This is a genomic window from Natronosalvus sp. KLKA75, from assembly GCF_059736265.1.
On sequence record NZ_JCAQIC010000002.1, the window covers coordinates 116,168 to 139,300 of the forward strand.

The following is a 23,133-nucleotide window of genomic DNA, read 5'->3' on the forward strand; positions in this document are numbered from 1 at the left end:
GTCCTTTAGTCATTTCCACAAAATTCTCAACACTAATTCCGACCTGCTGAAAGCTCAGAATTCCCTATATCGACGTTAACTGCTCGGGATTGAATTCCCGAATCGCATTTGAGGAGTGCGGTGTAGGTGTCGTCGAAGATTCAACGCATCGATCGATCCACACCAGCCAGTCTGCGGGTGTTTATTCCCCCTGTGAGGGGTGCAGGGTGCAAACCGAGGCATCTTGCAAACTACCGATGGCGACGAGACACATCTACGACACTGACTTCGACGAAGACGTATCGAACGACAACACACCGTGTCCCGAGTGTAAGGGCCAGGTGAGAACGAACAGCGTGAAACTATCTGTGAGGTCTGTGGGCTCGTTATCGACGAACATCGGATCGATCACGGTCCGGAATGGAGACCTCACGATCAGGACCAGCGAAAGCGGACGGGGCTCCACTGACTGCGGCACGTCACGACCGAGGGTTGTCGACGGAGATCGGTCGGAGGACCGATGCGAACGGGAACGAGCTCTCTGGGCAAAACCACCAGCGGCTAGCCCGAATGCGCCGTGAGCAGTCTCGTGGGCTGTTCCAGTCGCAAGCCAAGCGAAATCTCGCACAGAGCCTGGGCGAGGTCCGAAGAATCGCGAGCGTTCTCGAGTTTGTAGAGTCGGTTCGCGACCAGGCGTGTCAGCTGTTCCGGAGTGTACAGAACGAAGACCTGCTTCGAGGCCGATCGATCGAGGCGATGGCGGCAGCGAGCGTCTACGGAGCCTGCCGCTGTAACGGTCTCTCACGAACGCCCGAGGACATCGCCGATGCGGCACGAGTCGAACATTCGAGAGTCAAGAGTGCCTACAAGACGCTAAACAGAGAACTCGGACTCCCGGCCCAGCCCGTTCGTCCGAGTGAATTCGTTCCCCGACTTACTTGGGAACTCGACGTCTCTGACTCGATTCGGCAGCGAGCTTGACGGTTGGCCCAAGAAACTGAATCAACAAGTGTCACAACGGGCGTCCGGCCATCAGGATTTGCAGCGGCCTGTCTCTACAACGCCGGGCGCGACGAAGGCCGGTGGTTGACGCAGACGGAGGTCGCGGAGGCCGCGAACGTCACCACTCCGACCATCCGGTCGCATCAGGACGTACTCGCTGAACTGGCCCTCTGAAGGGTCTAACTCGAAATGTTCAGTCTGTACTGAGTGTGGGGTCTCATTTCGGATCACGTGGATTGAACGGTTGATATCGCTCTACTCGTCGGCAGTGCTCAACTGACAAGATTCCACATCTAATCATCAGCGTACTTCCTGTGGTACACGTACATAACTGTGTGGACATCGAGCATAGTGGCGTCGTCGAGGTGGTGATCCAGCTCGGCGAGGAGCTGGCGCTTACACGCGACGTTGAGCTTCCAGTACTGAGTGGTGTTGAACTTAGTTTGTACCTTGTAGTCCGCGAAGTCGCCGAAGAACGTGGACATCAACCTCCACCGGTAAAGGACGTACTCGCGCGGGTAGACGAAGGTGAGCAGGATCGTCGCGAGGCTCAGTAGCTGGCCGCCGCCGTCGTCCAGATGGCCATAGAAGGTGGCGAACCGGTCCAGTCGCAGGCTGACGTGGTCCCCGTCGTCGAACAGGTACGACAGCACTGCAGCGGCCTCCTCGGGATCTTCGAGCGATCGATCCTTGAACCCACTCCAGAGGATGCCACCTTGGCGCCCGCCGAGCATGTAGGCTGGAACGGGACTCGACGCCGACATCGACTCCGTCAGGTCGTCTAGTAACGGCTCGATCTCATCGGGCTCGATCGCGGTTAGTTCGTATTTCGGCTTGACAACCGTCTCGACGTGCTCTCGGTACTCGTCCTTCCACACCTCGACGTGACCTTTGTTCCACAAGTCATCCGGTCCGCCCCGCTCGAGGCCGTCTTTCTCCTTCGCCTCGGCGTAGTCCTCGACGTGGGACTCGTACCCCGAGAGTGAGATGCCGGATTCGACGGGCCACGCGTCCCACCAGCCTCGGATCGGTCGATACTCGTCGTTGAGGAGCGTCTCTTCGATCACCTCGTCGTCCTGCGTCGCGACGAACCCCAAGAATTCGCTCATCTCGTGGTTGCGGGGTACCTCGTGGTCGGTTCCCAGTGTGGCGTGGCCGACGTACTCGTCGTACGTGCGTTCGAATTCTCGCCAGGTATCTCCGCCTTCTGCGTACGAGCTCGGGCTCGAGAATCCCAGGTCCTTCAGACCGCGAGTACACTCGCTGTACAGAATGGGCGCCATTTCGGGGTGCAAGCGGCCGTACAGCTCCCAAACTGCGGTGTCGATAGGGAAAGTGGACTCCCAAGCCGGATCGTAGCCTGTCGCAGCTCGGATCTCCTCGATCGTTTCCGCGATGCGTTCGACATCGTCACATTGGTTCAGTACGAGATCGGGACCGCCCACGACAGCGTCGGCGAGCGTCTCGTACGACCAGAGTTCGCGAAATCGGTCCTCGGTCGGATCGTTCAGGAAGGATTCGACGCGCTCTTGGGTACGTCGTGTCCGGTTCTCGTCGGTGAGATCGAATCCCGGTCCGGAATTTGCGCTCTGGACATGATCGGCCCACGCCTCCAATAACGCTACTCGTCGAGGTCCGAGGGAATGACACGTCATACACGTCCGAAGCGTAACCGATGGAAAAAGGTGTTGGCTTGGCTTACGGTTGTGATTTGAAGAATGTCGCGGAAAACGTTACAAATGGAGTCGATGGTTCCGGATCGATTTATGGAACGAACAGGCGCAAACCTCCCGCTTTAGCGCGAGGATACGCGCCGTCACTTGTAACGCGAAGATTGATTATCTTACTAATAAGTAAGGAAAATATATGTATGTGGAACCTCATGTAGAGGGTATGCCGGAGAAGACTTCAAACAAGGTGAAAAAGGGAGCGGACAAACTCCTTCGGAAAATCACAAACGAAGAGTACAACCGGGAATCTGAGCGATACCGCGACAAGGACGATAAGAAATTCACTCGAGGACCGATAAGCGGAGATAACGAGGACGGGGAGGACGCGGAGTAACCGATCGAACAACGCGACGTGGACTGATTCTGCGAGAACATTTGTCTCCCAGTTTTGAGTGTTGAGCGGCGACTCGCAACCACGTAGTCACCGTATTACCGAGACAGTTGACGGGGGTGAGTCGGATAGCCAACGTCCGTCGGTACCAACGACGGCGTACCTCGACTGATAGAGCTGTGGGAGAGCAACTGACCATCGGTTCAAGACCCACGAATCGATCCCTGATGAGGCGTGGACGGGGTAACCGATTTGGGAGTGCCAGGTGTGTGGAACAGCTCGCTACGGGCCCGCTCCCGAGTAGCGCAGAGACGAGCTTACCGATTAACCAATGATGGAACCAGAGCTAAATTCCCTCAGAGATGAGTTTCGGAATCAAATGCCCACATTGTGGTACCGCAGTCGATGAATACGTAATGAAGTGCTGGAAGTGTGATGTACGGTTAAGCCCACCAAACACTTACTGAGAAAGGCGATTAGTTTTCCTAACAGCACATACGACGGGTATAACAAACATATCACGTGTTGGACTGTCTCTCGAGATGGACGACCTCACAGGGTTCCAACGAGACCTCCTATACGTCATTGCCGGTGCCGATCAACCGTCTGGACAGGATGTCAAAGAAGAGGTGGAGCAGTACTACAGCATCGACATCAACCATGGACGGCTGTATCCCAACCTCGATACGATAGTCAACAAGGAGTTAGTCGAAAAGGGGCAGCTAGACCGAAGGACGAATTACTACACGATCACGGAATCCGGGGAGCGAGCAATTGAGGAGCGACGAGAGTGGGAATCACAGTACGTTGATTAGCTGACGGAGACCTCGTAGTAGGTTGTGTATTTCACGAGGTCACATCCCTGGAGTCCATCTGCGACTGAACGATCGACAGAAACACCAGTCGATTCTGTAAGAGTTGGAAACTCCTCCTTTGCACCTTCGCCTAACTCGTCATAGTGACAAACGCAGGAGTCGGTGGGAACATCGTCAACTGGCTTGAGCCTGATGTGTGGTGTCATGCTATTCTATACCAACCGCAACCTCTTCAATATTTTTACGATGTTAATCGATGACCGTTCATAATTGACCCTCTCTGAAGCTGATAATTAGATAATCATCCACAACGGGAAAGAACTACAACTGAAACAAATCGAGTTAGCGGATTACTTTCGACAGATCACGCGCCAACACCACTCAAAGTGGATTCACTCCAAGACCAATGACTGCTGGTAACAATAGTATCGAAAAGTATTACCGCGACGGTGTGTCAGACAGTGTCAATGGCTCAGTCTCTTGCGGACGGGAACAATGAGATACACGAACAGATCGTAGACGAAGTAGCAGCCCTCGAGGACACGGACCCACTAGAGCTTCCTCCACTCTATGACGCCGTCGAACCTGACGCACTGGAGTCGATCTTTTCTACAACCCTTGGTGGGACTACCCGGGTTGGTCGAGTAGAATTTCCATACGCAGGGCACACGATTACTATGGAAGTTGAGGAAGAGCCGGTTGTTAGGATCGAGTGAGAGCAACTAAAACTTCGACACTATCTATAGTAGCCGTCACTGAAATCGAACCGCACAGGAATTGACATCCACCCACGACTGAAGTCGTGGGATTCCTTCCATAGGACAGCAGGTCGTTCCTGAGTCCCCGGAAGCGATATTCCCACCGTGATGGTGGTACTCTGGTTTGTGCGCGTATGCGTCGGGCCTCGGAAGAGGCGTGTGATGTACTTGGGTATCCGCTTGCACCGCACGGGGCGTGCCATCGCCCCTCCTCCCTCGCGGGAGAGCAAGCCTTGCGTGGCGCAGGGTTGCTTTTTGTTGACAGAGACCCCAATCCAACTCCAGTTTTCGCCACGAGTACGGCTTACTCAAACACATAAGCGGATGAAAGATCGAATGATTGATCTACCGTGTTAGGGACCAGGGTATTATAGTTCAGACTATTATAGTCTTGTTCCTAACTTCGGGGCACATATGTATCTCCCACAACGAATGGAGGTATGGACCAGTTCGTCGATCGTATCGAAGAACTCGAGCGGTTGCAGACCCTCTATGAGAGTGACGCTGCAGAGCTCGCAATTATCTATGGGCGCCGCCAGATCGGCAAGAGCGAACTCGTCCGCCAATCGATTGCCGACCGCGACGATACCGTGTACTATCAGGCAGTCCAAGGAACAGCGACGACACAGCTCAGGCGATTCGTCGAGGCCGCAGCGACGACTTATCCAGACATCACGGCCGTCAAAGAGGAGTGGGAACCGCTCTTAACGTACCTCACCGACAGAGACGCCATCATCGTCATCGACGAATTTCCGTACCTCATCGAATCGAACGAGGGACTTCCGTCGGTCATTCAACACCTGTGGGATACAGCTATCGAGGAGAGTCAGGCAACGCTCGTACTCACAGGCTCTGCAATCGGCATGATTCATACCCACGTCCTAGATGGCGGTGCGCCACTCTACGGCCGGGTGTCCCAGACGCCGAATGGCCGCGTCGAACTCACCCAGCTGCCGTTTCGCTCCATCCAAGAGTTCGTGCCGACGTACGATCCCGAAGAACGGGTGTTCGTCTATGGCGTCTTCGGTGGCACACCCCGATATCTCAGCCCTCTCGATCCATCACAGAGCCTCGGAGAGAACATCACGCGGCTGCTGTGCGATCCGGATGGCCCACTCCACGACGAGCCCGAAACCGTCCTCCAGATGGAACTCAACGAGGTGAACACGTACTTTTCGATTCTCGAGTCGATGGCCAGCGGGAACCGCAGTCGGAACGAGATCGCCCAGGGAGCCGGCATCGAGAGCACCAACACGTCGTACTACTTCGACCGGCTGGAAACGCTCCAGATCATCGAGAAACACCATCCGGCACTCGCCGATCCGGCGCGCAGCAAGCGGACACGGTACCTGATTCGAGATCCCGTATTCCGGTTTTACTTCCGGTATCTCTACGGCCGCGGGGGGCAGTACGAACTCTACGGCGAGAACGCCTACGCGGATCTCATCGAACCGGAATTGCCCGACTTCGTCAGCGAAACGTTCAAATCGCTCTGTCACCAGGCGGTACCGGCGCTCTATGCAGACTACCAGCTCACACAGGTGCCGAGCCAGTGGTGGTACAAGGGCCGGGAGGTAGATGTCGTCGCACCAACCGACGAGTCGACGCTGATCGCTGGCGAAGCGAAATTCACCAACACCCCCCTCGGCTATGACGTGCTCTCGGATCTCGAAGACGACGTCCCCCATATCGACTGGACGCCCACCGGTGGTGGTGAACCGACGTACGAATTCGCCTTGTTCAGTCGCTCTGGGTTCAAACGCTCCGTCGAGGAAGCTGCAGACGAACGTGACGACCTCCACCTCTTCGATCTGTCCGATATCGTTGCCGTTCTCGAGAGTGGAATCGCCCATTAACGCCGGAGGGTGACTACTCCCACGACTGAAGTCGTGGACTTCCCTCACTGAGGGTTAGGCCCACGTCTTCCGAGGAGTTCGCAGGTTCTGTCTCACCGCTGGTTTCCTCGAGTACGACCTGCGTTTCGGGCTGAGCCTAATTGCCAAATCAAAACTCCCACAATAATTCACAACCTCTTGATCCGCTTGTAAATTTTAATCAAAGTAGCCAGTATTTCGGCGTATGACCATGTCTTGAGGTCTGCAGCATTAACCCCTATGTAGTGTTCAACTAGATCTTTGGCGTTGTACTCGGAAACAAGCTGAACCAAAGTGTCGCCATCGATCAACTGGACATTTAATTGACGTGAACGGTCGACTGCTGGCTGAGTGAATCTCGAAGTCGTTACCACAGCAACTCCGAATGCATTTGGAACTTGATACTGGAGAGCAGAGTACTGTTGGATATCAGGCCCCCCAACTGTGGTAGACTGAGAATATCGTTTTGCCTGTATAACAAGAATTCCTCCGGAAGCGGGGTCCTTAGCGAGGACATCCACACCTGCGTCTTGACTTGCAGAAGTTACGCTTGTCTCATACCCCATGCGGGTCCAGAGGTCAGCAACGAAATGTTCAAATGCATAATCGTCCATCTCTTGTAACACGTCCTTTATGTATACCATCGGATGAAGATATGAGTAGAAAGTTATAGTAATTAGGATAATGGTGAGTCGTTTACCCTTATCCAACGTCGATTCCGTCCCGTCTTCGTACCTGTGTCTTTCGAGTCGCTCGCGAATACTTCCTTGGGTGAGTAGAACCGCCTACGCAGGCAACTAACCGATTCGAAGATCGCTCTCGAATGAGTGACTTCCATCCCGGTCAGCCCTCGCTCTCCCTATCGATCACCCGTCGGGAACTCGTTTGTTCGCTTCTGAGGGGGGGGGGTGCGAACCAGCGTGCCTCGAGATCAATGATGAGTACAGATCAGCCACTCCGGAACGAACCGCCTCGAAACGACCAATCCGACCAGATGGACACGAGTGGCCGGGGTCGCAGCTACCCAGAGGACGTCGCCCGCCTCGATGGTCACGAACTCGTCGCCATCAACGAGTGGCTTCCCGGAGTTGAGCCACCGCCGCTTGGTACCTCCAGACCCAAACTCTCCGGAATCGTACACGTGAACTCCACGTGCAGTCCACGACGTCTCTCCATGGTTCAGGGTTTAACCGATGATTCCTCCCATCGTTTTACTGATTCCGTAGGATCGTCCAACTCGAATTGGACGTTCGGGTTGCTGCTACTCTCCAACGTGTCGATGATGTCTTCGATGCGGTGACGGAACGCTCGGAGCGTCTGTCGACCCGACTCCTCAACGGTCACGTATTTTGACTTGCTCGAGGCTGCATCAACATCGATGTAACCCTTCTCTTGCAGTGGTTCGATGATGTACTGACGGAGTTTTCCGTAGCGGGCTTTACCCTCGGTGCTGTCACGGAAACAGTCGAAGTCGAGACGGACACCCTCGTCAATTATATTGCGGAATTTGGTACGCCGCGTGTCCGTGTTGCACGCATCGATGACCGCAAGTGCGGCGAGTTGGTCACGAGTCGGTGAATCAATGGGATAGATCTCCAGTTCGGTTGCTTCGGTCAGGGGTTCCGAGACAGGTCGTGTCTCGGTAACGGCGGGAGTTTCGGGTTTGATGGAATACGGTTGCGCAACGGTTTCCGCATCCATGCACGCCATGGTGGCGCCGATGGCGGCGTGCTTGGTCCCGCTCGTGACATTTACACGAACGACTTGTCCCGAGTGGCGGTCTGCAAGTGTAGTCACCGACCCCATTACGGCGAACATGTCGAAGAGGTCAACGGAGACCGTGTTGAGCGTCGCGCCCGTCTCCGTGATCCCCCGTCGGAGATCGTCCTGGTAGGCAGGGTGGTCGGTGTTTTCGTCCTCCAGGAGGTAGACGATGTCAGGCTGGTGGTGTTCGATGGGGTCGAGAACGGCTTCATATTCGTTCCAGACAGGCACAATGTGAATTTCGACGAAATTTTTCATGGGTTGGATTGAGTTCTCCGCTATTTTCTAGCAATCGTGGAACACACGATTCGAAGACGATGGATTAGATCCGGTGTGTCCGTTTGATTGACTATTCAAGTCGAGAGAGTGAAAGAGATGGTATCTTACTAATCTTACGGCCCCGACTGTTTGCGTCGTCGCCACCACGGCTCACCGAGTGTACTGTTTCCAGGCTTCTGTTCCTCTCAATCGCACTTTCAGCGCCTGATAGCACTCGAAAACGCCCGTTGCATCACGGACATAGTGCCGACTGGGGTGTCCATCATCCAACTCGTACTATCGAAGCGTGGGTCGCCTTGGCGACGCCAACCCGGAATCCAGACTCACCACTTACCCACGATATCCCATGTCCACCATCTGCACCCCGCTGGTCAACCGCCTCGACGAAGTCGTCACCGAGGTGGACGACGTCTACGACTGGTACGTCGACGAAAGCGACGAGATAGTCCAGTTTATCACCCAGAGCCGCCCGACGAAGCAGACCGCGGTGCAGCTCCGAGACGCCGCCGTCACTGGTACTGTCGAAAAGATCCGAGACCCGATATTCCGGGATTCACCGACGTACACAGGAGTGATATCTGAGGCGGTGTTGATTGGCTCGTCGGCTACGTAGATGAGATACAGGTATTCGCCGTCGTTCTTGCCGTACCGATAGCGGTCAAGCGCGTCTGTAGTAGTGAGGCCCTCATCGTCCGTGGTCAAGAACGGTACTGGATCTGGCTGATCCGGTGCGTGGATATCTTCGAGAAGGGTTTCTTCAACCCAGGTAGCCCACAGAGTAGCCTTCGAGGCGGTCATCTAACATGTATTTCATCGATTTAATGACTTACCAATTTCGCTATTACTGGTGAAGGGTTAGAGATCGTGTCTCTAGCCCAGCTTTCCATTCATGAGGGTGTGATCGACTGACAGAGGATCCTCTTGTCCGCCAGTGTAACACAGTAGACCGTTTTTCACGCCCCACAGAGAGGGCGAGGGCTCGATCCAGAGAACCCTCCAAGACGGTGGTTTTCCGTGAGTAAGCAACACAGTTCGACCAACGTCTCGATCGATGCTATTCCAGTCGACGTAACGAACACTCAATCAGGAGAGGTAGATCCCGCCGAAGTGCCCGAGGAGATCACATCGCTCACCCGGGAGCTTGCGAGTGAGCAGCCACCGACGAATCCGCTCGTCGTCCTGAAGGCAGCCCGCTGGTGGTACATCCACGGAAAGGGCAGAACCGACCCCGCGTTCCGGTGGGCCATCGAGTGGGTACGCCACCTCGCGACCGACACGCCCAGTGACTTCGACCAGTTCGACGTGTTCCTCGAGTACCTCGTCACAGTCGGCCTCGCTGATGAGAAAGCTGCTCCCCCAGTAGCCGCCGCTACGAGTTGTTTTTGTACGCCCCGGAAGGGTGCGGCGCAGGCTGAATTGGAGCGATCGCAGTAATGCGAATTCTCGAGAATTATGGCTACGACCAGTAACTCGTCGGTCTCCTTCGAGGAGTCCGACACGCGAAAGGACGAGATGCACAGTACGATCGAAGCATGGATCGACGAACTCGTTGACGACGTCGATGCGGCACAGGCCAGTGATGAGTTCCAGGAGTGGCTCGACGTCCAGAGTCGGTTCCACGACTACTCCCATCGCAACACGCTGCTCGTCAAACTCCAGTGTCCCGATGCGACGAAGGTCGCCGGCTTCAACACCTGGCGGAACGAGTTCGACCGGCACGTGCAGGAAGGCGAACAGGCGATCTGGATCTGGGCACCGATCATCACGAAGCAGTGCCCGGACTGCGAGAACTCGCCCAGCTACCACGAGAAAATCAGCTGTGATTACGAGGAGAGGCCACCCGAGGAGTGGTCGAAAGGGCTCGTGGGATTCAAACCGGCCGCTGTCTTCGATCTCTCGCAGACCGAAGGAGAACCGCTTCCCGAGCTAGAAACGGAGGCGACGGGCGACGCCGAGGACCTGGTGCTCGCACTCACAGAGGCTGCGGATGAACTCGGCGTGACGGTTCGTATCGTCGATGCTGACGAGTGGGCGCACGGCGACGCGAAAGGCGTCTGTAAACAGCGGGATATCCACGATTTCACGCCGATCGTGGAGGCGAAAGCCCGTCCGAACCAGGCCGACCTCGCAGTCACGCTGATTCACGAGTTCGCTCACGCGCTGCTCCATTTCGACGTCGACGACGAGGACGAACGGTCGAAACGCGAGGTCGAAGCGGAGGCCGTCGCGTACATCGTCGGTCGGTATTTTGGGTTGGATACGAGCGGATCGGCGTTCTACCTCGCTGCGTGGCACGGCGATGACCCTGAGGTGATTCAGGACCGACTCGGGCGGATCAGTTCGACCGCCCAGGAGATTATCGAGACGGTCGCCGAAGGCTGAAGACACCGTCTCCGTCAGTTAACCAACAAAACTATGCTCCTCGCGTCTGTGTTGGTTAACACAAATCGGTCCACGTCCTACGAGCCACCGACGCCCCCGACGGACCTCCCAACCGACGTCGTCGACACACTCGACGACTACTCGCCCGAGCTGCTCCAGTACGTCGCTCAGTACGCCGAGTATCGTGAGCGCGAGGCCCGCCTTGCCGCAGTGGACGAGGAAGACGAGCTCAACGAGCGGCCCGACGATCTTCCCGATGACGTCCCCTCGAAAGCGACACTCACGATCGAGGAGATCGACGACAACCGCTACTATTACTGACAGTGGCGGGATGGAGATCGCATCAAGTCAAAGTACAAATCTCCAGTGGATCCAGACGAGTAGCCAAACTAACCCCTCAGTCGGATGCCCAGTTGTTCGGAGGGCACCCCGTCTGCGAAGTGAAAGACAGACGCTGTTAGCGTTCGGGTCGCGGAGCGGTCTCGTATCATCTGATGGCGTCGGTCTTCTCCACTCGATCGTGAATCTCTCGGAGTGTCTCCTGCGCTCGGAGGAGCTTGTACTCCTCGAGGAACTGCCGGCCGCTCTCACTGATCCCGTAGAACTTGTACGGTAGGTCGTTCTGCCGACGGTCTCCGGGCAGGAGCACTTCCTCGACGATGCCAGCGTCGACGAGCTGCTGGAGGTGCTGATGAATCGTCGTCTGGCTCTTGCTCGGGTTGACGAAGTCGAGTTCCTTCAGCGTCGGCAGTTCCGACGGATGCCCGAGGATGTCCTGGAGGAGCGCGAACCGGGTCTCCTGGGTGACGACGTTGAGCCGCTCCCGTACGGACTCTAGGTCGCTTGGCGGGTGATCGGACGTACCCATTACCCCGTCGTTCGAGTGGTGCGTGCAAAAGCGGTTCGCTTAAATGCGAATCGGTCTGAGACGATACAGTTGCTGATGCGGTCGCCACATCAAAGCAAGGTACCGGAGAATCTCGGCTAGATGAGTGAGGAACCGGTTACTGTCAACGAACTTGCCGAGAATGCGGACGAGTATCTTCACGAGGCCTCACTCACGCCGAAGGAGTACCACGTCTTATCCTGTTTCAGTGCGTGGATTTTGCAAGGCAGATAACGTGATTTCCGTACCGTAAATATGGTTCCATAATGACTTGAAACTATGGCTTATGGAGGAAGTGAACGCGATTCACCCACAGGTCAGGTAACCCGTGGAACTCTCGCTGTTCTCTTTAGAAACAGTAACAACCCATTGGTTAGATATCAAGATTAATAAATGGCATCACAGGAAGAGAAGGATATTCTCGAGAAACATATTTCGAAAGGAGAAACCGCGATCGATGTTCATACGAGAACGGTAGGTCCGAACCAGGTCAGCATGGAGACGTACTTAGTGACAGATGGCCGGTTGGTGACGTTAGACTCTCGTGGTAAATCTGGAACTGTCGACTCGACCTTTTTTGACTCTCTCGGAGGACTCACTATCGATCATAAACCATCGAAGGGACCAGATCAGCAAGCAATCGTGGTCGGGATTCTCTTAGTGATCCTCGGAATGATTTCGTTCGGGGCATTGGGCGTTGCTGACGGATCCAGCGAGGCGATTCTCGTAATAGCTGGACTGGCCGCAGCTGTAGTTGGCGTTCTCATGCTCCTTGACGCTTACAAAACTGAGGACGGAACTGTCACAGTATCACTTCAGACTCGAGAAGGCCAGACAGCAACTTCGTTCACACTCAAAGACGACTATCTGGAGTTTGCATGGTCCGTTTCGAAAGCAGTCAGCGATAGACACCAATAGCGTCCTGAAACGTTCTCACAATCCTGAAGACTAAAGCCAACAGTATTCTCCTCAATTCTCTATAGATGTAGGGTGTTTTGGACGAAGCTTCTAACGAATGTGGCGAGCATGGTATTGCTACGAGTGATTGATGGAGTCAAATAGTGATGTGGCCGAGGAGTTACGAACACCTCAGCAACGGTAGGAGTTAGAAATCGAGAAGCGACGAGGCCGCAGTACTTACGGAACGATCCTTCAACGCGCTGCCCGCCGCCCGAGGACGAACACGAGCAAAGCGATCAGGGTCGCTCCGAGCGCCGTCTCCATTGTGGCGAGCCACTTCCCCCACGCGACAGGCTGGAAATCGCCGAACCCGAGCGTCGTGAACGTGAGCGTGCTGAAGTAGATGCCGTCGGGTAGCGTCGCAACCCACTCGCCAACGGAGCTGACCTGCACGACTTCGCCCGAGCCGGGTTCCCTGAATCCGCCGAGCGGGTAGAGCATTCCACAGAGGAATATGACCAACAGCGAGGCACCGATCACTCGCCACGGACTCTCCCCATAAAGGAGGGTCGCTCGCGCGGCAGACGCGCGGAGCCACTTGCTGAACTGTCGTTTCTTCGCGTACTGCAGGCGGTGCATCTCTTGGCGACGGACAAACGCCTGCGACTGGAGGTGCGGCAGCGAGTTGTGCCGTGCCAGGTTCTCGATGAGGTGGTAGGTAGTAGCAGCCTTTCGGAGATGGGTGTCGGCGTGGGGGGCCGCCCACGTCGTGGCACGTTCGGAATCCGACTCGACTCGTTCCTCCTCGCTCGAGTTGCCGTCGACCTCGTTCAACCACTTCGTCATGTGCCAGTAATGGTACCGGTTCATCAATCGTTTGAAGCGGTGGACGAGGCCGTCTTCCATTTCGCTGGCGGTATATTTCGGCCCCCCGAAGGGATCGTAGACGACCCGGAGTGAACGCTCGGCCGCTTGGTCATCAGTTTGATCGGCTATCAAGTCCTCGTCTCCCTCTCGTGCATCTTCGTCGCCTCGGGTCCTCGCACTATCGTCGTTCCCGTCCGTTGCATCTGATGCTCGGTCTTCGGTCGGTCCATCAGTGCTGGGAGCAAACTGACCAAAGTTTGTCCGCTCGTTGATTTGTGCCTCTCCGAAGATCGTTCCGTCGAGTTTCGCGTCGTTAAAACTCGTTCCGTAGAGGGTCGCCCGAGAGAACTGCGCCCCCGTGAGGTCGGTACCGGCAAGCGACGCGTTCGTGAGGTCTGCGTCTGTGAAATTGGCCTTTTCGAACGAGGTAGTCGAAGGCCATTCTGGTTGTCCTGACAGTCCTCCACCAACAAAGTCGGAATCAGCGAACCTCGGGGGCTCCTTGAACGCCGCCTTATTGAACTCTGCCTGCCCATTGAACGTCGCCCTCTCGAACCACGCGTACTCCTCAAACGTCACTCCCGTGAACCACGCCTTCCCCTTGAACATCGCCTCGGAGAACCCAGCCTGCCCCTTGAACGCTGCTTCTCCGAATCGCGCGCTCCTCTTGAACGTCGCCTCCGAGAACCAAGCCTTTCCCTTGAACGTCGTCTCCCCGAACCACGTATACTCCTCGAACGTCACCTGCTTGAACCCTGCATACCCTTCGAACGTCGCTCCTACAAGCCACGCCTCCTGTTCGAAGAGTACATTTTCGAATACTGCACCAAATTCAAACTCGGTGTCAAAGAAACTTACCGGTTGGTGAACAGTGGTACTGCTCGTCACTGCCCCTCGAAATATGGCATGATCGAACCGGAGCCACCGTTTCTCTTCGCTCGATGGCAATTCGTTGAACATCAACTCTCCGAACGTCGCACCCACGAACTCCGCCTTTCGTCGAGCCTCGTTTCCTTCCTCGGCCTCGATCGCCTCCTCGATGACCGATATCAACAGCTTACCTTCGTTGATGTCCTCGGGCACGTCTTCGGGTTCTGTGTGAAATACACAATAATTCTCGTCATTCCCCTCGTACGCGTCGTGCGGGCACGACCACGAATCCCCCTTGATCCAGTAGTTGTCGGCATAGTGTCCCGGATACCAATCTTCCGGGTTCTCCCCATGCCACGTCTCTGGTCGGTCCCTATACGCCACGTACTCGCAGGTTCCGGTACCGCCATTTGAGGTCATCGAGATCGTTGTAAATCCCCCGGTAGTTATCATTTCGAACTCTCACGTTTGATTAGTAACTGTTTCGGATATCATCTCTCCAGCGGACCAGCATGTACAGTTTGACGCCTAGCCGAGTCTTCAGGCGTAGGAGGATGTCAAAGAGGTTGGGCACGTTTACCTCCTAATCAGTACTTAGCGTGTTTTCATTGTTCCTAATCAGAACGACTATATGTGTAGGGGCTATAACCACTACTATGGAGATTTCTTACGAACATGCGAATCCGAAGGCGGGCAACGAATCGATTCTTCTTCGGATTCGGCAAGAGTCTAGTCGACAGACTCCCTGCATTCTTATCGATGCTGGGGATGGTGTTGACATATCAGCACTACTCAACGACGATGACTACCTAGCAGCAATTCTTCTCACACACGCGCACCTGGATCACTATCAATCGCTGGATGAAGCCCATCGTGATGGTGCACCAATCCTCACGGCTCCTGGGACAGCGGCAATCCTCGAGGACGTCTTAGCAGAAGGTGTTCGCCACCACTCGATGTCAGATCCGGAGTCGATACTCGAACGTGTCGAAGCGATCGACGACTGGGTCGATATCGTTGGTGATGAGATCAGCGTAGCACCTGTTCCAGCAGGACACACACCAGGCGCGTGTGGGTTTGCGATCCGTGCTCGTGACGGGACAGAACGGTTTCACGCGCTGGCTACTGGCGACTTCACGCAACGCGACGCCGGTGGATACGTTGGTTTCGATCCGGAGGACTTCCTCGAGGTCGACGCGCTGTTTCTCACGGCATCGACGAACGACGGTATTAGTGAGTCAACCACCGACATCGTCGAAACACTCGCCTCTCGTGCAAACGCCGGTTCGAAAACGCTCTGTACGGCAAGCGGATTGACGGGCGTTCACCTGGCGACGCTTCTCGGGGCAATCGAAGACGAACTCGAGTATTCGATTCCGGTGACTCTCGTGGGGCACGTCGCAAAGCTCTACGAGGCGCTGGAATACGACTATCCCAACGTCGAGACAATCCCGGAGTTTGCAGTTACTCGTGATTGTCTCGCAGCTGGGACCGTCACTATCGCTGGGCCAGAAGTTCCAACCGAAGGTAGTAGTGAACGACTGTTCGACGCAATCAGTGACGATGGAAACGCAACCCTAGTACAGGTACAGGGAGGTTCCACGACTGCGAAAGACGCCGGCGATTTCGCTGGGACCGTGTTCTCGTTCCCGTTCTCGAATCATCCGTCGGAAGCAGTTCTCGACGAGGTCGTCGAGACGATCTCTCCGACGCACGTAATCGTCACCCACCAACGGGGCCGATCTCTGGAACCTTACAAGGACAAGTGGGATGCATACACGTGGGCAACTGGAAGCTCTGGTTCGGAACGACTGTACCAAAATGGGAGCATCTGCCCCCCGAGCTGGATCGGCACCGCTGCGAAGCAACGCGTCCGCAACCGTAACGAACAACGGAGTACGATCGACATCGGAGACGGGGTATTGCAAGCGGCTGTGAGTGTACCAGAACTCGAACGTCAAGAACGGGCTGTTCTCGAACGAGAAGGGATAGACGTCGGTCGGCTCCGCGCGAAACTCCATCTTGGATCTCGGGCCGACGAGCCGACAGTGGCCACTACTGCTGGAGGCTCCAAATCGGATCGAATCGCTAGCCCACAAAACACAGGCAGCAGTGCAACGTACGCGACCGACGGAGGGCTGTATCGAACCGTCGGTCAGTCGTCGACCGACCCCGAAGGCAGTATTCCGACTACGGCAGATGGAACCGACGAACTCGCTACGCCGACTGTTGTCGACGTGTTAGTCGATGGAGTCCCATCAGAGATCGACACTGCATCGGGCGCAGCATCCACCGAGCAGTCATCGAGCAGTGGTAAGACGAAAGTCAGTGACAACAGCGACGGCAAAGAGGAGGACGAATCCACCACTCCGGCAGAGATTACCGCCGAGACAGACGAGCTAGCGTCTTCAGATCGACCTGAGAGCGAGGTAGACGAGGACACCACAGCACAATCAGAGATGGCTACGAGTGAAAACACGACCGAAGAGACGGCAGCAACGGTAGCCGACGAACCAGAGACAGAAACCGTTCAGATCGATCCTGCGATTCGAACGCTCGCCGTACATCGAGCCAAGGAGGAGGGGTCATCGACCGAAGCGTTCGTCGAGTCAGTAGTCAGAACGTATCTCGCGGAGATACTGAGTGGTCACGAGCCGTGGTCCGAGACGGCAGGGGTCACCGAACGAGAACTCACAATCGACACCGATCCAGCACTCGAGCAACTCATCGAGGCAGCTGTTACAAACGGGAAGGCAGCCGACGTGGACGATTTCGTTCTTCAAACGCTCTGTGATGCCATCGGGCTCGACACGGACGATCGTGATCTTCCAGCTGGTACCCTGCACGGATTAGACGAGCTCATCATCGCAACGACCGAGAACGAGGACTGCCCCCACGAAACAACGGACGACGTCGTCCAAGCAGCCCTCGAGTGGCGTGTCTTGTAATGGAGACTAGTACAGTCGACAGGGGAAAACGGGATAACGACATCGGGATGTACGAATATCTATGACGACATCGAAAAACGAGCGACAATGACCGACGCAGGCAGTGAAGAGGAGTTCATCGCCGACGCCGAGCGTCACAACGAGTGGTGGAGCGAGGAGCAACCGGCCACAATCACGGAAGCTACCTCACTCACACCGCGTTCTGATTTCTACCAACTTCTCAAAAAGGTCGACAACGCTCGACAGAAGGGGACGGACAACCTGGTCTATCAGATATATGGTCAGACTGGAATCGGAAAGACGACACTCTTTCAGCAACTCATTGCAGCACTGCTCGACTCGACTGCCTTTCCAGAAGATGGCCGGAACTACGAGATATCTGGGTCGGTTTCGTCACGGCAGGTTCTGTACCTACCGCTGGAATCGTCTCTCTATCACTTAGAACGGCCGGAAGATGCTGTTACTCGATTACAACAGGTCGTCGATTACTTTTACTCACACGTTGCTCCCCGTCAAGGTCGAAAGTACATACTGCTGGACGATGTCGGGGCTCTCAACCTCGAGGAAGACGTACGGAGCAAGTTCTTAGAGCTCGTCGACCAGCGAACCTATCTCTTTCTCACAGGGATCGTTGCCTCGCAAGTCGACCTGCAGACGTCATCGAGTGCTACTGAAATAGACTCGTTCGAAGGCCCCAACCCTATGTTGCCGATGAAGTTCGTCGATTCAGTTCAGCATCGTGTTGCGGAGGGAGGGCTTCAGGCGAACTTCGATGCAGATTTTCGTGAGCAACTCGAAGCATACCAGTCGGAAAGCCTAGCTGGACCAGCACCGATCAAACGCGTTCGAGAATCACTCGATCTGAGAGACGAGAGAGGGAGCATTGACGAAGCGATTTCGGCTCTCGACGAACTCTACTTCGAACGATTCTCACCGAGCGAGCGCGATGATCTCCACGACGCGTCACGGGAGTACTTACGAGTTGGTGGGATAGTTCACCGCACTAGCGATGCGTCGGTCCGAAATGAACTCACGAAATCACACTTCCTGTTGTATCTATACAAGGAGTTAGCGAACCACGAATCCATCCAAAAGCCCGAGAACCTGCACAAACTCAGTTCGATTGCGGCGAGCCAGGCTGGCGAAGAGTTACGGTACACAGACATCAGCGACCGGATCGGTGTCGATCGACGAACGGTCGATCGATATCTCGAAGTGCTGAACGATGGGATTGCAGTATCCGAGTCTCACGACTATTCGCTTCGTCGGTATCGACGAACTCGCCTGTATCTTCGCAATCCACGGCACGCTGTACTGCTCTCACAGCGTCAGGAACACTACGGATTCGAAGACTACAGCCAACGAAACACGCTCAATCACGAGTTCGAGTACAAATTAGCAAGAACAGTCGCGTTCGACCACGCAAAGCGTCTCGCATTTACTGTGGGAGGTGACGACGTCGAATACTGCGAGACAGACTCTGGACTGGTTGATTACGTCCTGCACCGTGCGGGACGCGTTCTCCCGTTCTTGCTTTCGTACCACCCTTACACGAACGCTGCTGAGCAAGTTGTGACCGAATTCGATCCTAGTGCCGGTCAACACACGAAACCAGATAGTGAAGAGTTGCGAGAGTACGACTACAAAGCCCCCTGTCGATTCATCATCACCGATAGCCTCCCGAAGGGTGTACTCGAGCAAGGGTCGCTCCGAGTATCTCGTAGCGATTTCGACATCTGCTACGTTCCATACTGGCTCTTCTTGCTTATTTGCTGAAAGAGGGGTACAGAGCTTCGCACACTACCGATGTCAGCTAATTCGAACATTGCCTTTTAACCAGAATTAGGCGCTAAGTCTCCTTCCTCAAGGAGCAACGCAGGGAGCAGAGCGACCGAGTAGCGCAGTAGGGAGGGGATACAGCGCCGCACAGTTCTCGGACACGTTCGACGCTCGACCCACAGACCCATGAAATCGCAACTACGACGAAAGAATGCGCGTCCTGCAGTGTCAAGACGGACAAGCCGCTGTGGGTTCGTGAACATTCGTGTCCTGCTTGCGGTTTCGAGGCGGATAGAGACGCGAACGCGGCGTGGAATATCCGCTCTCGCGGACTGGCAGATGTAGGAGTAGTTCACTCCGAATTAACGCCTGTGGAGACTGCGCTCCCTACGGATACACCCGTATCTGCAAAGCGCGTCGTGGAAACAGGAAGCCCCACCCTCGAGGAGCGAACGGCGCAAGCCGTGAGTGATAGGGGGGGTAGTTCACTAGAGACGGAGCATATGCTCAGCCGAAATCGAGATCCAACTCATGTACTTTCTTTGGGAAATCGTTATCTGTGAGTTGTGTGTACATTCCACTCGTGTCGAGATATAATCGTCGTCGAAAAGACAAAGCCCACGATATTGGTGACTCTTCACCAGGAACAGTAGGAGATAGCCAAGGGACTCACCACGATCGCATGGGTGGCGGGCCAACGTTTGATCCTGACGCTAAAGAGACCATGTCAGAAGCTGAAGCCAACCAATATCTCGGGATTAGTGGCTCTAGAAACTCACACCGGGAAAAGAGCAATAAAGGCGAAAAAGCCGAGGAGAGGAAAAGGAAGCGCAAGGAGCCCAGTTCAAACCAAGAGACGCCAAAGGAGAGTAAACGAATGAAGTACGCAAAACGGTATGGTGACTCGTGGCCACTCGATCGGAAAAAGCGATTTCTCCGAGAACACGACGTGTCAGCTTCAGAGATGGGGTGGAAGTTGAGAGAATAGACCGACCTGTTTGGATGAATCTACGATCCAAGAGGTTGTGTAAATTATATATGAAGAGGTTTTGAGTGGTGTTACAGGCTGTAGGAGGCTGACGGAACGCGACACTGGATTTAACCAACAAAACTATGGTCCTCGCGTCTGTGTTGGTTAACAGAGATTGGCCCATGTCCTACGAGCCACCGACGCCCCCAGCGGACCTCCCCACCGACGTCGTCGACACACTCGGCGACTACTCGCCCGAGCTGCTCCGGCACGTTGCCCGCTATGCCGAGGAACTCGCCGAATACCGTGAGCGAGAGACACGACTATCGGAAAGCGAAGAGAACAACCAGGTTGAGGAGCGGCCAGAGAACCTTCCGGACGACGTCCCCTCGAAGGCGACTATCACGATCAAGGAGATCAACGACAACCGCTACTACTACTGGCAGTGGCGAGATGGAGAAAAGGTGCGTTCCAAGTACAAAGGTCCAGTCGATTCGGGGAACTAGTTCTGTTTGAGTCAGTAGAACAAGGAGCCGGTGTTTCAGAAGGAGTACTGGAATCCTATGGTTCTTCACTTTCACGACCACCAGGCCGGAGCTACCGAGATTACCGATAATAGGCACTAATACCCTTCTCAGCGAACACTAAAGACTCGAGCAGGGAGAGTGGTCACAAGAGAGATGCCCTCATGCGCAAACGAGACGCTTTGTGTTGCGTCAACGCCGCTCAATTATCTCGTATGAATGCGGCGTCTACCGGAGTATCACCGAATTCTTCCCGATTCCGGCGAAGAATATGCTGCGATAGAGCGCTAGCCGTACAGATGCTTTCTCACATTCGAGTCCTCTCCATGCAAATATTTAACAAACAGAGACGCCAGAGGATGGAGTGTTGGTTCACCACTTTAGAGATCCCCTGATTAGGACGGTGTCGTGGACCAGTTGAGGTGAACGGAACCGTTTCGAAGAGAGGTGCTAAGAGACACACCCCTCATTGCCGCTGTATAGATCCAGATGATGGGTGAGGATAGAGGAGTGGGTAAGTTCCAGATCAGAGACGCGATGATGTTGCTAATTCAAACTGATATCACAAACACAGAGTTAGCTAACTATAAGTACTATGAGTGCGAACAGTTCATTAAGTACATCGAACAGGAGATTCGATTGGTATCGAACAGTTTTTCTCTCCAGGAGAAATCGCCATCGAGCCAGCTCTTGATCTCGTTCTGCCAGTCCTATGGAGTTTCGACGCTGATACCTAAGAATCGTCTCGTGTGAACATCCTCTTCGCCTCGTTTCTCTTGGAGTCTCTTTCGGTATCTATACAGCGGCAACGTGGGGTGTGTGTGTTCTGTTACAGCGGCACTCCGGGGTCTTCATCTTACTTCTCTCTCTTTCTCTCGATATTTTCTCCACTATACAGCAGCAATGTGGTTCCGATAACCGCATACAGAGGGGCGTCTGACATTCGGCATACAGCGGCAATGAGGGGTGGGGTCTCCAATGTGCTTGCGAATTTCATTCTACCATCCTTGACATTCTGATTCAATTTACTGGACTATACAGCGGAAATGAGGGGTGAGTATCGTTGATTACAGCGGCATTCTGGTGTGGGTATGAGCTTCCTGAGCCGTTGTGTGACCAATATTCTTCCCATACAGCGGCAACCTGGTGGAAAGAGTTAAGCCTCTCTCTGAGAATACATCTCTAAGAGAATGCCCGATTCCCGCGACTACTTCACTCGAGAAAACGAGATCTTCCGGAACAAAGATCTCTTACAGGTCTCCCACCTTCCCGATGGTGATCGAATCATCGGTCGCGAACAAGAACTCACGAATCTCGCCGGCGCAATTCAGCCCGCGCTTACCGGAAATACGCCGAACAACGTGCTCGTGTACGGAAAAACCGGTACTGGAAAGTCTCTCTGTTCGAAGTTCATCACGAACCAGGCAATCTCCCGAGCCTCGGACAATGGTGTTACGATCGGTGTAGCTTACGTCGACTGTCTGCAGGAGTCGACTGAGACACAGGCTGTCCAGTCACTCGGTCATCAACTCAACGATAAAGATACAACTGGTATGTCGATCCCCCACTCTGGCTTGAGCACGTCGGAATACTACCGACGTCTGTGGCAGATAATCGACCTACAGTTCGATGCCGCACTCGTCATCCTCGACGAAGTCGACAAAATGGAATCGGACGACATTCTCATGCAGCTCTCCCGAGCGGTTGAATCCGGAAAGCTCTCCTCCAGTACCATCGGGACGATCGGTATCTCGAACAAGATCCGATACAAGGAATCGCTCGACGAACGCATCAAATCGAGTCTCTGTGAACGCGAGTACGTCTTCCCTCCGTACGATGCGACCCAGATTCAGGAGATCCTCCATTCGAGATCGGACGCGTTTCACGACGGCGTCCTGGAAGACGGTGTCGTTCCTCGAGTTGCTGCACTAGCTGCACGAGAACACGGTGACGCACGCAAAGCGATCGACATCCTCCGATTTGCCGGCGAAATAGCCGAGGAACAGGACCTCGAGATCGTCTCTGAAACCTGTGTCAACCTCGCACACGAGCGTGAGGAGACGAGTCGGCTAGCAGAGCTAATCTCGAAGTCGCCCAGCCACGCGAAGCTCGTCCTCGAGGCGATGGCTTTGCTCGTCAAACAACCCGATCGAACCGACGACGCGGTGCAGACGACGGAAGTCTACGATCTCTACAAACGCCTGTGTGAACGTGATGACTCTTCGCATTTGAAACTCCGGCGTGTTCGCGATATCCTCTCAGAACTCGAGTTCCTCTCTATTATCGAGCAAGAGCGCAAGTGGGCTGGGAAAGGAAAGGGGAATTACATGGAAAATCGTCTCGTCGACGATCCTGATGTGATTATCGCAGCCTGTGAGGAGTCGAGTCGTTAGATGTAGGCTGATTGGGCTCAGATCCGTGTACTCGCGCATTTATTCTCAACGCTCTTGTGTAGCACTTTGTTGATCTCATAGC

General features: G+C 54.8%; 17 protein-coding genes and 4 pseudogenes. 14 read left to right on the forward strand and 7 right to left on the reverse strand.

The genetic code is table 11. From position 1 onward, the window contains the following. Positions 1-236 precede the first annotated feature (236 nt). A pseudogene (locus tag AC6I65_RS12485) lies at positions 237-1,155 on the forward strand (transcription initiation factor IIB). Between the two features lie 119 nt (positions 1,156-1,274). Here the strand turns inward: AC6I65_RS12485 and AC6I65_RS12490 are convergent. Further along, on the reverse strand, positions 1,275-2,636 hold the full coding sequence (locus AC6I65_RS12490) for a hypothetical protein (protein ID WP_497903213.1): 1,362 nt from the start codon (positions 2,634-2,636) through the stop codon (positions 1,275-1,277). Between the two features lie 238 nt (positions 2,637-2,874). On the opposite strand from AC6I65_RS12490, the gene AC6I65_RS12495 reads away from it, so the two are divergent. Beyond that, entirely contained in the window at positions 2,875-3,045 is a 171-nt protein-coding gene (locus AC6I65_RS12495) for a hypothetical protein (protein WP_497903214.1), read from the forward strand. A 539-nt stretch (positions 3,046-3,584) separates the two neighbouring features. After that, on the forward strand, positions 3,585-3,857 hold the full coding sequence (locus AC6I65_RS12500; protein WP_497903215.1) for a PadR family transcriptional regulator: 273 nt from the start codon (positions 3,585-3,587) through the stop codon (positions 3,855-3,857). Here AC6I65_RS12500 and AC6I65_RS12505 read toward each other — a convergent pair. Then, positions 3,854-4,063, reverse strand: coding sequence for a DUF7979 domain-containing protein (locus tag AC6I65_RS12505; protein WP_497903216.1), 210 nt, complete (start codon positions 4,061-4,063; stop codon positions 3,854-3,856). The genes AC6I65_RS12500 and AC6I65_RS12505 overlap by 4 nt on opposite strands. 261 nt (positions 4,064-4,324) lie before the next feature. Between AC6I65_RS12505 and AC6I65_RS12510 the strand changes: the two genes are divergently transcribed. Together AC6I65_RS12510 and AC6I65_RS12515 are read left to right on the forward strand one after the other, a co-directional pair. Beyond that, positions 4,325-4,573, forward strand: coding sequence for a HalOD1 output domain-containing protein (locus AC6I65_RS12510; protein WP_497903217.1), 249 nt, complete (start codon positions 4,325-4,327; stop codon positions 4,571-4,573). A gap of 482 nt (positions 4,574-5,055) precedes the next feature. Next, positions 5,056-6,471 (forward strand): ATP-binding protein, encoded by a 1,416-nt coding sequence (locus tag AC6I65_RS12515; protein WP_497903218.1) that lies wholly within the window; start codon positions 5,056-5,058, stop codon positions 6,469-6,471. Positions 6,472-6,638: 167 nt separating this feature from the next. Here AC6I65_RS12515 and AC6I65_RS12520 read toward each other — a convergent pair whose 3' ends face one another. The 3 genes from AC6I65_RS12520 to AC6I65_RS12530 all read right to left on the reverse strand — a co-directional run bounded on the left by AC6I65_RS12520 (position 6,639) and on the right by AC6I65_RS12530 (position 9,330). Then, entirely contained in the window at positions 6,639-7,133 is a 495-nt protein-coding gene (locus AC6I65_RS12520) for a restriction endonuclease (RefSeq protein WP_497903219.1), read from the reverse strand. A 535-nt stretch (positions 7,134-7,668) separates the two neighbouring features. Further along, positions 7,669-8,511 (reverse strand): HFX_2341 family transcriptional regulator domain-containing protein, encoded by an 843-nt coding sequence (locus AC6I65_RS12525; protein ID WP_497903220.1) that lies wholly within the window; start codon positions 8,509-8,511, stop codon positions 7,669-7,671. 432 nt (positions 8,512-8,943) lie between these two features. Continuing rightward, positions 8,944-9,330, reverse strand: coding sequence for a hypothetical protein (locus AC6I65_RS12530; protein ID WP_497903221.1), 387 nt, complete (start codon positions 9,328-9,330; stop codon positions 8,944-8,946). Positions 9,331-9,546: 216 nt separating this feature from the next. On the opposite strand from AC6I65_RS12530, the pseudogene AC6I65_RS12535 reads away from it, so the two are divergent. From AC6I65_RS12535 to AC6I65_RS12545, 3 genes and pseudogenes are all read left to right on the forward strand, one after another. Beyond that, a pseudogene (locus AC6I65_RS12535) lies at positions 9,547-9,879 on the forward strand (DUF8013 domain-containing protein); the annotation flags it as partial. A gap of 105 nt (positions 9,880-9,984) precedes the next feature. After that, positions 9,985-10,914, forward strand: a complete 930-nt coding sequence (locus AC6I65_RS12540; RefSeq protein ID WP_497903222.1) for a M78 family metallopeptidase domain-containing protein — start codon at positions 9,985-9,987, stop codon at positions 10,912-10,914. 33 nt (positions 10,915-10,947) lie between these two features. Further along, positions 10,948-11,298 (forward strand): annotated as a pseudogene (locus tag AC6I65_RS12545) (hypothetical protein). A 103-nt stretch (positions 11,299-11,401) separates the two neighbouring features. Here the strand turns inward: AC6I65_RS12545 and AC6I65_RS12550 are convergent. Then, a complete protein-coding gene (locus AC6I65_RS12550) occupies positions 11,402-11,782 on the reverse strand; it encodes a helix-turn-helix domain-containing protein (protein WP_497903223.1) in 381 nt (126 codons plus the stop codon). A gap of 411 nt (positions 11,783-12,193) precedes the next feature. Here AC6I65_RS12550 and AC6I65_RS12555 point away from each other — a divergent pair, with 411 nt between their 5' ends. Continuing rightward, on the forward strand, positions 12,194-12,718 hold the full coding sequence (locus AC6I65_RS12555; protein ID WP_497903224.1) for a hypothetical protein: 525 nt from the start codon (positions 12,194-12,196) through the stop codon (positions 12,716-12,718). 234 nt (positions 12,719-12,952) lie between these two features. On the opposite strand, the gene AC6I65_RS12560 is transcribed toward AC6I65_RS12555, so the two are convergent. Beyond that, the gene (locus tag AC6I65_RS12560; RefSeq protein ID WP_497903225.1) at positions 12,953-14,890 is read right to left on the reverse strand and encodes a pentapeptide repeat-containing protein; all 1,938 of its coding nucleotides are present in this window, start codon (positions 14,888-14,890) and stop codon (positions 12,953-12,955) included. A 203-nt stretch (positions 14,891-15,093) separates the two neighbouring features. Between AC6I65_RS12560 and AC6I65_RS12565 the strand changes: the two genes are divergently transcribed. The 5 genes and pseudogenes from AC6I65_RS12565 (at position 15,094) to AC6I65_RS12585 (ending at position 23,051) form a co-directional block, all read left to right on the forward strand. Continuing rightward, positions 15,094-17,385, forward strand: coding sequence for an MBL fold metallo-hydrolase (locus AC6I65_RS12565; protein WP_497903226.1), 2,292 nt, complete (start codon positions 15,094-15,096; stop codon positions 17,383-17,385). 87 nt (positions 17,386-17,472) lie between these two features. Continuing rightward, a complete protein-coding gene (locus AC6I65_RS12570; protein WP_497903227.1) occupies positions 17,473-19,161 on the forward strand; it encodes a DUF8612 domain-containing protein in 1,689 nt (562 codons plus the stop codon). Positions 19,162-19,364: 203 nt separating this feature from the next. Beyond that, positions 19,365-19,637: pseudogene (locus AC6I65_RS12575) on the forward strand (zinc ribbon domain-containing protein); the annotation flags it as partial. Between the two features lie 679 nt (positions 19,638-20,316). Next, positions 20,317-20,640: a DUF6788 family protein gene (locus tag AC6I65_RS12580; RefSeq protein ID WP_497903228.1), complete on the forward strand. Its 324-nt coding sequence runs from the start codon at positions 20,317-20,319 to the stop codon at positions 20,638-20,640. 1,208 nt (positions 20,641-21,848) lie between these two features. Continuing rightward, the gene (locus AC6I65_RS12585) at positions 21,849-23,051 is read left to right on the forward strand and encodes a Cdc6/Cdc18 family protein (protein ID WP_497903229.1); all 1,203 of its coding nucleotides are present in this window, start codon (positions 21,849-21,851) and stop codon (positions 23,049-23,051) included. Positions 23,052-23,133: the final 82 nt, after the last annotated feature.